Source organism: Collinsella sp. An268, from assembly GCF_002159765.1.
Classification (GTDB): domain Bacteria; phylum Actinomycetota; class Coriobacteriia; order Coriobacteriales; family Coriobacteriaceae; genus Coprousia.
The window spans coordinates 38,157-44,641 of sequence record NZ_NFJH01000015.1 but is presented as its reverse complement, the minus strand read 5'-3'; the positions used below and the strand labels follow the sequence as shown (position 1 = coordinate 44,641).

Annotated in this window: 6 protein-coding genes; 4 read left to right on the top strand and 2 right to left on the bottom strand. The window is 68.4% G+C overall.

From position 1 onward, the window contains the following. Window positions 1-370: 370 nt before the first annotated feature. A complete protein-coding gene (rpmE, locus tag B5F70_RS09910; RefSeq protein ID WP_087205403.1) occupies window positions 371-814 on the bottom strand; it encodes a 50S ribosomal protein L31 in 444 nt (147 codons plus the stop codon). Between the two features lie 251 nt (window positions 815-1,065). On the opposite strand from rpmE, the gene B5F70_RS09905 reads away from it, so the two are divergent. From B5F70_RS09905 to B5F70_RS09895, 3 genes are all read left to right on the top strand, one after another. Beyond that, a complete protein-coding gene (locus B5F70_RS09905) occupies window positions 1,066-1,353 on the top strand; it encodes an ACT domain-containing protein (protein WP_087205402.1) in 288 nt (95 codons plus the stop codon). Between the two features lie 159 nt (window positions 1,354-1,512). Then, entirely contained in the window at window positions 1,513-2,877 is a 1,365-nt protein-coding gene (locus tag B5F70_RS09900; protein ID WP_241145973.1) for a citrate synthase, read from the top strand. An 8-nt stretch (window positions 2,878-2,885) separates the two neighbouring features. Further along, entirely contained in the window at window positions 2,886-3,719 is an 834-nt protein-coding gene (locus tag B5F70_RS09895) for an HAD hydrolase family protein (protein ID WP_087205400.1), read from the top strand. A 50-nt stretch (window positions 3,720-3,769) separates the two neighbouring features. Here the strand turns inward: B5F70_RS09895 and B5F70_RS09890 are convergent, their stop codons facing one another. Further along, on the bottom strand, window positions 3,770-5,602 hold the full coding sequence (locus tag B5F70_RS09890) for an adenine deaminase C-terminal domain-containing protein (protein WP_087205399.1): 1,833 nt from the start codon (window positions 5,600-5,602) through the stop codon (window positions 3,770-3,772). Between the two features lie 295 nt (window positions 5,603-5,897). Between B5F70_RS09890 and B5F70_RS09885 the strand changes: the two genes are divergently transcribed. Further along, on the top strand, window positions 5,898-6,308 hold the full coding sequence (locus B5F70_RS09885) for a hypothetical protein (protein WP_087205398.1): 411 nt from the start codon (window positions 5,898-5,900) through the stop codon (window positions 6,306-6,308). The last annotated feature ends 177 nt before the right edge of the window (window positions 6,309-6,485 follow it).

The window sequence follows — 6,485 nt, the reverse complement described above, 5'->3', positions numbered from 1 at the left end:
CGCCAAGCTGCGCGCCTGGCCGGCCGAGGCGACGATGCCGAACGAGATCATCTCCATGCTCTCATTCTCCTCTGCCATATGTTTACCTCCCCTCCGCTGATCACCGCAAACTGCCGCGCGTGCGTACTATTCCCTACTGACAAGGCGCGGTAGAAAGCGCCCTTGCGAAGGGTATACCCGCTTTGCCGCATATCATAGGCACGAACCTACAGATTGATAGTAGGGGGCACGGGATGACCCTGTCCACGGGCAATCGGCTTGGCGGGGCGCATGAGGCCGCAAACGGTCGACACAGCAAGCATCCCTCGGTAGAAAAAAAGACCCCGCCGCTCATGCGACGGGGTCTTCACAAACCTATGAGAGGTGCATGCTACTCGGCAGCGGCCTCGGTCTCGGTGGCAGCCTCAGCGGGGGCCTCAGCAGCAGCCTCCTCCGCAGGAGCCTCAGCGGCCTTCTTAGCGGCCTCGGCAGCGGCCTTCTTCTCGAACTCGGCGGCACGCTTGGCCTTCTCGGCGGCCTTGGCCTCGCGCTCGGCGGCCTTCTTGGCAGCGGCCTCCTCGGCGGCCTTCTGGCGCTCGGCCTTCTTGGCGGCTTCGCGCTCGAGGGCGGCCTGGGCGGCGCCGCCGAACTTGTCGGCGAAGCGCTGAACGCGTCCACCGGTGTCGACGAACTTCTGCTGGCCCGTGTAGAACGGGTGGCACTCGTTGCAGAGCTCGACGCGGATCTCGGGCACGGTCGCACGGGTCACAAAGGTGTTGCCGCAGGAGCAGCGCACCGTGCACTCCATGTACTCGGGATGAATACCAGGCTTCATCAGGGGACTCCTTTCATGTCCGGGGCAGACGCCCGGACGATAAGGCGCCTTGGTTTCCGACCAAGGCAAAACACAACTCGCCTAGGATAGCACATCTGTCCATCGGCGCCGCCCGGGCACCGCGCGCCATGAGACTTCCATGAACGCGGCGGCCCGCGTACACGTGACGGAAATGTATGGCAGGTACAATGGGTAGACTGCACCAATATCGCATCGGCGCGCCAAGGCGCCGCTACCAGAAAGGACCGCTCATGGCAGAGCTCTCCCCCACCCGCGTCGTCATCACCGTTCTCGGCAAGAACCGCCCGGGCATCCTCGCTGCCATCACCGCCGTGCTCGGCGAGACCAACGTTGACATCCGCGACATCACCCAGAGCGTCATCGAGGACATCTTCACCATGACGATGCTCGCCGATACGAGCGCCTGCACCCTCGACTTCACCGGGCTGCAGCAGGAGCTCACCGCCGCGGGCGACGAGATCGGCGTGAGCGTGCAGATGCAGCGCGAGGACGTCTTCAACTTCATGTACCGCCTGTAACGGCACCCTGCCGCCGCGCCGATGCCAAAGGCACCGGGCGGAGGCGGCGCGACGATCCTGCGACAACCGCATCGCCCCCTTAGGGCTCCCGCGACCAATCGGAATGGAGGCACCGTGATCGACCAATATTACGACCATATCGCTCCGACCCAGCGCCATATGCAGAACTTCGCCAAGTCGCGGCGCCTCTCTACCGCCTCCACGCGCCTCTATGCCGGCGCCTCGATGGCCCCCTATCCTGAGGACCTCTACCGGGAGCACGACGTCAAGCGCGGGCTCCGCAACACGGACGGCTCGGGCGTGGTCGCGGGTCTCACGCGCATCGCCGACGTGCACGGCTACCGCAAGGAGGATGGGAAGTTCATCCCGGACGAGGGCAAGCTCACCATCCGCGGTTACGACATCGCCGAGATCATCGACCATGCCCAAGCCGAGGACCGCTTTGGGTACGAGGAGCTCGCCTATCTGCTGCTCGCGGGCGCCCTCCCCCGCGCCGACGAGCTCGAGAGCATCGGCGCGCGCATCGGGAGCCTGCGCCTTCTGGAGGAGGAGTACATCTCCGAGTTCCCGCTCGCCACCAAATCCAACAGCATCATGAACGTGCTGCAGCGCGCCGTCCTCATGCTGTACGCCTTTGACGAGACGCCGGACGACATCACCGCCCCGCACGAGGTGGACGTGGCACTCTCGCTCCTCGCGCGTCTCCCGCGCATCGCCGCCATCGCCCATATCACGCACGAGGCGGAGTCGAGCGGTATCCGCGTACAGGTGCCCGAGCCCAACGCCTCGGCATCGATGGCTGAGGCCATCTTGCAGGTGCTCCGCGGCGGGGACGACTACACGCACGAGGAGGCCATGCTCCTCGACGTCATGCTCATGCTCCACGCCGAGCACGGCGGCGGCAACAACTCCACGTTCACCTGCCGCGTGCTCTCCTCGTCCGCCACGGACGCCTACTCGGCCTACGCCGCGGCCATCGGCTCGCTTAAGGGACCGCGCCACGGCGGCGCCAACGCCAAGGTGACACAGATGCACGCCGACATCCGCGAGCACGTCGCCCATTGGGACGATGACGAGGAGGTCGCCGCCTATCTGGCGAAGATCCTCACGGGCGACGCCTTCGACCACTCCGGCCTCATCTACGGCATGGGTCACGCCATCTACACCATCTCCGACCCGCGCGCCCAGATCTGCAAGCGCTACGCCCGCTCGCTCGCCGACAAGAAGGGGCTGGGCGAGGAGTTTGCCCTGATAGAGCGCATCGAGCGCATCGCGCCGGGCGTCATGCGCGACGTACGCGGCATGACGAAGCCCATCTGCGCCAACATCGACCTCTACACGGGCTTCATCTACAGCATCCTCGGCGTGCCGGAGATTCTCTTCACCCCGCTCTTCGCCGTTGCGCGCATGGCCGGTTGGGCCGCGCACCGCATGGAGGAGCTCTACGGCGCGCACCGCATCATCCGCCCGGCGTACAACGCCGTTCTGGACGACGTCACCTACGTGCCCCTGGCGAAACGCTGAGGCACGCCATGATCTTCTTCTCCGATTTGGACGGCACGTTTCTGGACTCCCGGAAGCACGTGCCCGCGCGCTGCCGGGAGGCGCTCGACGCCATAGCCCGTGCGGGCGACCTCTTTGTTCCGTGCTCCGGCCGACCGCTCGCCGGCATTCCGCATGAGATTCTCGCCCATCCCGCCGTGCGGTTCGCCGTCAGCGCCAACGGGGCCTGCGTCTCCGAGCTCGACCCCGCGCACCCGGGCGCCGCCGCGGCACGCACCCTCCACACGGCGCTCCTCACCCGCGCGCACGCGCTCGCCTGCTGGGAGCTCGCGCGCAACCGCGACGTGACGTTTGACGTCTTTGCAGACGGCACGTGCTACCTGCGCCGCGACCTCTACGAGCGCATCGACGAGTTTGCGGGCGACCCCTACATGGCGCAGTCGATGCGCGACACGCGCACACCGGTGGATGAGGACGCGCCCGCAACGATCGCCCGCGTGCACCAGCTCGAGCGCGTCTCGATGTACTGGCACGACCCGCGCGACCGGGCCGAGCTCACGGAGGCGCTCAGCGCCATGGAGGGTATCGACCTCACCCGCTCCTACCCCATGAACATCGAGGTGATGGAGGCCGGCGCCTCCAAGGGGGCGGCCCTCGCATGGCTGTGCGGGCACCTGGGCATCGCGGTCGAGAACGCCGTGGCCTTTGGCGACAACCTGAACGACCTCTCGATGATTCTCGCCGCCGGCACGGGCGTGGCGGTGGCAAACGCCGAGGCCGAGGTGCGCTCGAGCGCGGACGCGGTCTGCGCGTCCAACGACGAGGCGGGCGTGGGGGCGTTCATCCTAGAGCGCTACGCGTAAGGGCCCGGCGCACGCACCCCGCGCGTAGCCCATCTCGGGCGCGGTGCTCCTCACACGTAGCTCATCGCGCTGACGTCGAAGACGCCCTCCGGACGGATGCGGAGCGCGGGGATGACGGGCAGCGGTAAAAAGATCACGCCCATGATGGGGTCGAGCGGCGGCTGGATGCCCATCTGCCGCGCCGCGGCGACGAAGGCGTCGTGCTCGCGGGCGACCTCCTCCGCCGTCTTATCGCTCATAAGGCCGCCAAGCGGCAGGTCGACCTTGGCCACCACCTCGCCGTCGCGCACCAGTACGTGCCCGCCCTGGCCCACGGCGCGCACCGCAGCGAGCATGTCGGCGGGATTATCGCCCACCACGCAGACGTTATGGGAGTCGTGCCCGATGGTCGAGGCGATGGCGCCGCGCGAGATATCGTATCCGCGCACCCAGCCGCACCCGATATGCCTGCCCGCAAGGCCGAGTCCCGCCGGGCCGTCGCCGTCGGCGCCCGCCGCCTGCGCCGCCGCGCCGCGGCCGTGGCGCTCGATGAGCATGATGCGGCGGAGACCCGCCTCGGTCCGGGGTCGGGCGCATCCGGTGATGGCCTTACCGGGGATGGCGTCGATGACCGCCTCGCCCGGCCGGAAGGGATACGAGAACGCCTCGAGCGAGAGCGCGGGCAGCTTCACGGACCCGCGGAGCTCGTCTGCCAGCGCACGCAGCCGCGCGTCCTCGGGCGCGACGGCGCCCACAAAGCACCCGGCCTCGGCCACCAGGCATCCCGCGGCGTACACGGCGGCGGGCGGCGCGGTAAACGTGAGGTCGTCCCACAGCAGGAGGTCGGCCCGCTTGCCCGGCGCGACGGCGCCGCGGCGCTCAGACGCGGGCGCGTGCCCATGGTCGAACCCGAAGAGCTCCGCCGGCGACAGCGTTGCCATGGCGACCGCCGTGACAGGATCGATCCCCGCCGCGACGGCGCGCCTGAGGGCGTTGTCGATCATGCCCTCGGCAAACGCATCGGAAGGCGCCCGGTCGTCCGTCGCAAAGCAGCAGCGGCGCGCCCGCGCGGGGTCTTCGACCACCAGCGGCGCGAGCACGTCGAGGTCGTGGCTGCACGTCCCCTCGCGGAGCATGAGGTACATGCCGCGGGAGAGCTTGTCGAGCGCCTCGGCGGGATCGGTGCACTCATGGTCGGCGATGATGCCCGCCGCCGCATAGGCGTTGAGGTCGGCGCCCGCCACGAGCGGCGCGTGCCCGTCCACCAGACCGGAGACGGTGTCGCCCGCAGCCGCGATGCGCGCGAGCGTCTCCCCGTCCGCCGCGAAGACGCCGGGGGTGTTCATCATCTCGCCGAGACCGAAGACCTCCCCGGGATGCGCGGCCATGAACGCGCGCATGTCAGCCGCAGAGATCTCGGCGCCCGCCTGCTCGTCCGGCAGCGCCGGCACGCAGGAGGGCATCATGAACTTGATGGCGAGCGGCGCGCGGCGGGCGTCCTCGATCATAAACGAGAGGCCGCCCGTCCCCGCGACGTTGGCGATCTCGTGGCTGTCGGCGATGGCGCACGTCGTACCCCGCGCGAGCGCCATGCGGGCGTACTCGGCGGGCCGGATGTTGGAGCTCTCGATATGGAGGTGCCCGTCGATGAGGCCCGGGGTGAGGTAGCGGCCCGCGCCGTCGACGACCTCGGCTGCCGCGGGGTCGGGCACGGCGGCGTCACGGTCGTCAAAGAGCACGCTCGCGATGCACCCGCCCGCAACGGCCACGCGGCCGCCCACCACGCGGTGGCCGTACACGTCGACGATGCGCACGTTGGTGATGAGCATGTCTGCCGGCGCGCGCCCCTCCGCCACGTCGATGAGGTTCTTGAGGGTATCCGCCAAAGCCGCCGTCTCCGCCATGTAGCGCCTCCTTGTCCTGTTGCCTTGTGTGAGGTGTACCCACCCCGGCGCGGGCCGATGCGCGGGGACGCCGCGGCGGGTCGCGGTCCGGCGGTGACGGGCGCCGCCTGCCCGCTCCCCGCCGGCTTCACCCGTTCGTTGAGGCGGCGCGCGCGCTTTGACGCACGGCAAAACCGGCCCATACAATACTTGTTTGGCACAAACGACGAGGTTGGAGGCCGCACCAGCAATGCCCCGGCCGCGTCGTCCGCATTGCGGGCGGCCCTTGCCGCCCCACGAAGGGAAGGAATCGGCTATGTCCACCAACCATCGCGGTGTCCAGAGCATCGGATTCGTCATTCTGCTCATGGGCATCATCAGCGCCGTCGCCGGCGCTGCCCTGTTCTTCGGCGCCCCGTTTGCCGAGGGCGTCATTGAGGACGGTCCCGCCATCGCCCGGTTGTTCGGCATCATCATCGCCGTCATGGGCGTCTTCCAGCTCATCGCCGGCATCATCGGCATGCGCGCCGCCAAGCGCGACAACCTCCTGAAGCCGTTCACCTATCTGTGCGCCTTCATCATCGTGGTCTGCTTGGCCGAGGTCGGCATGTCCTTCACGTCCGGCGAGGAGATGGGTCCCGTGTGGCCCTACCTCATCTACGCCGCCGTGTGCTTCTCCGGCGTCGTGTTTGCCGGCCGCGCCCTCAAGGAGAACGGCGCCGCGTAATCCACGGCCGATATATGCCGCGCGAGGCGGCAGAGCGTTACCGCAAAGGGGTCCGCACGCAACGTGCGGACCCCCTTTCTTTTACCTCTGCCATAGTGCCGTGGGTACGGTAAGACCCCGAGCGCGTTCCCGTGTGCGGCCCTGCCACTTTTGATCCCCCGCAGGAGCCGGGAAGTG

Bases quoted from the DNA above. Each gene is read 5' to 3' on its own strand.
- rpmE (WP_087205403.1), bottom strand. From the start codon at position 814: ATGAAGCCTGGTATTCATCCCGAGTACATGGAGTGCACGGTGCGCTGC.
- B5F70_RS09905 (WP_087205402.1), top strand. From the start codon at position 1,066: ATGGCAGAGCTCTCCCCCACCCGCGTCGTCATCACCGTTCTCGGCAAG.
- B5F70_RS09900 (WP_241145973.1), top strand. From the start codon at position 1,513: ATGCAGAACTTCGCCAAGTCGCGGCGCCTCTCTACCGCCTCCACGCGC.
- B5F70_RS09895 (WP_087205400.1), top strand. From the start codon at position 2,886: ATGATCTTCTTCTCCGATTTGGACGGCACGTTTCTGGACTCCCGGAAG.
- B5F70_RS09890 (WP_087205399.1), bottom strand. From the start codon at position 5,602: ATGGCGGAGACGGCGGCTTTGGCGGATACCCTCAAGAACCTCATCGAC.
- B5F70_RS09885 (WP_087205398.1), top strand. From the start codon at position 5,898: ATGTCCACCAACCATCGCGGTGTCCAGAGCATCGGATTCGTCATTCTG.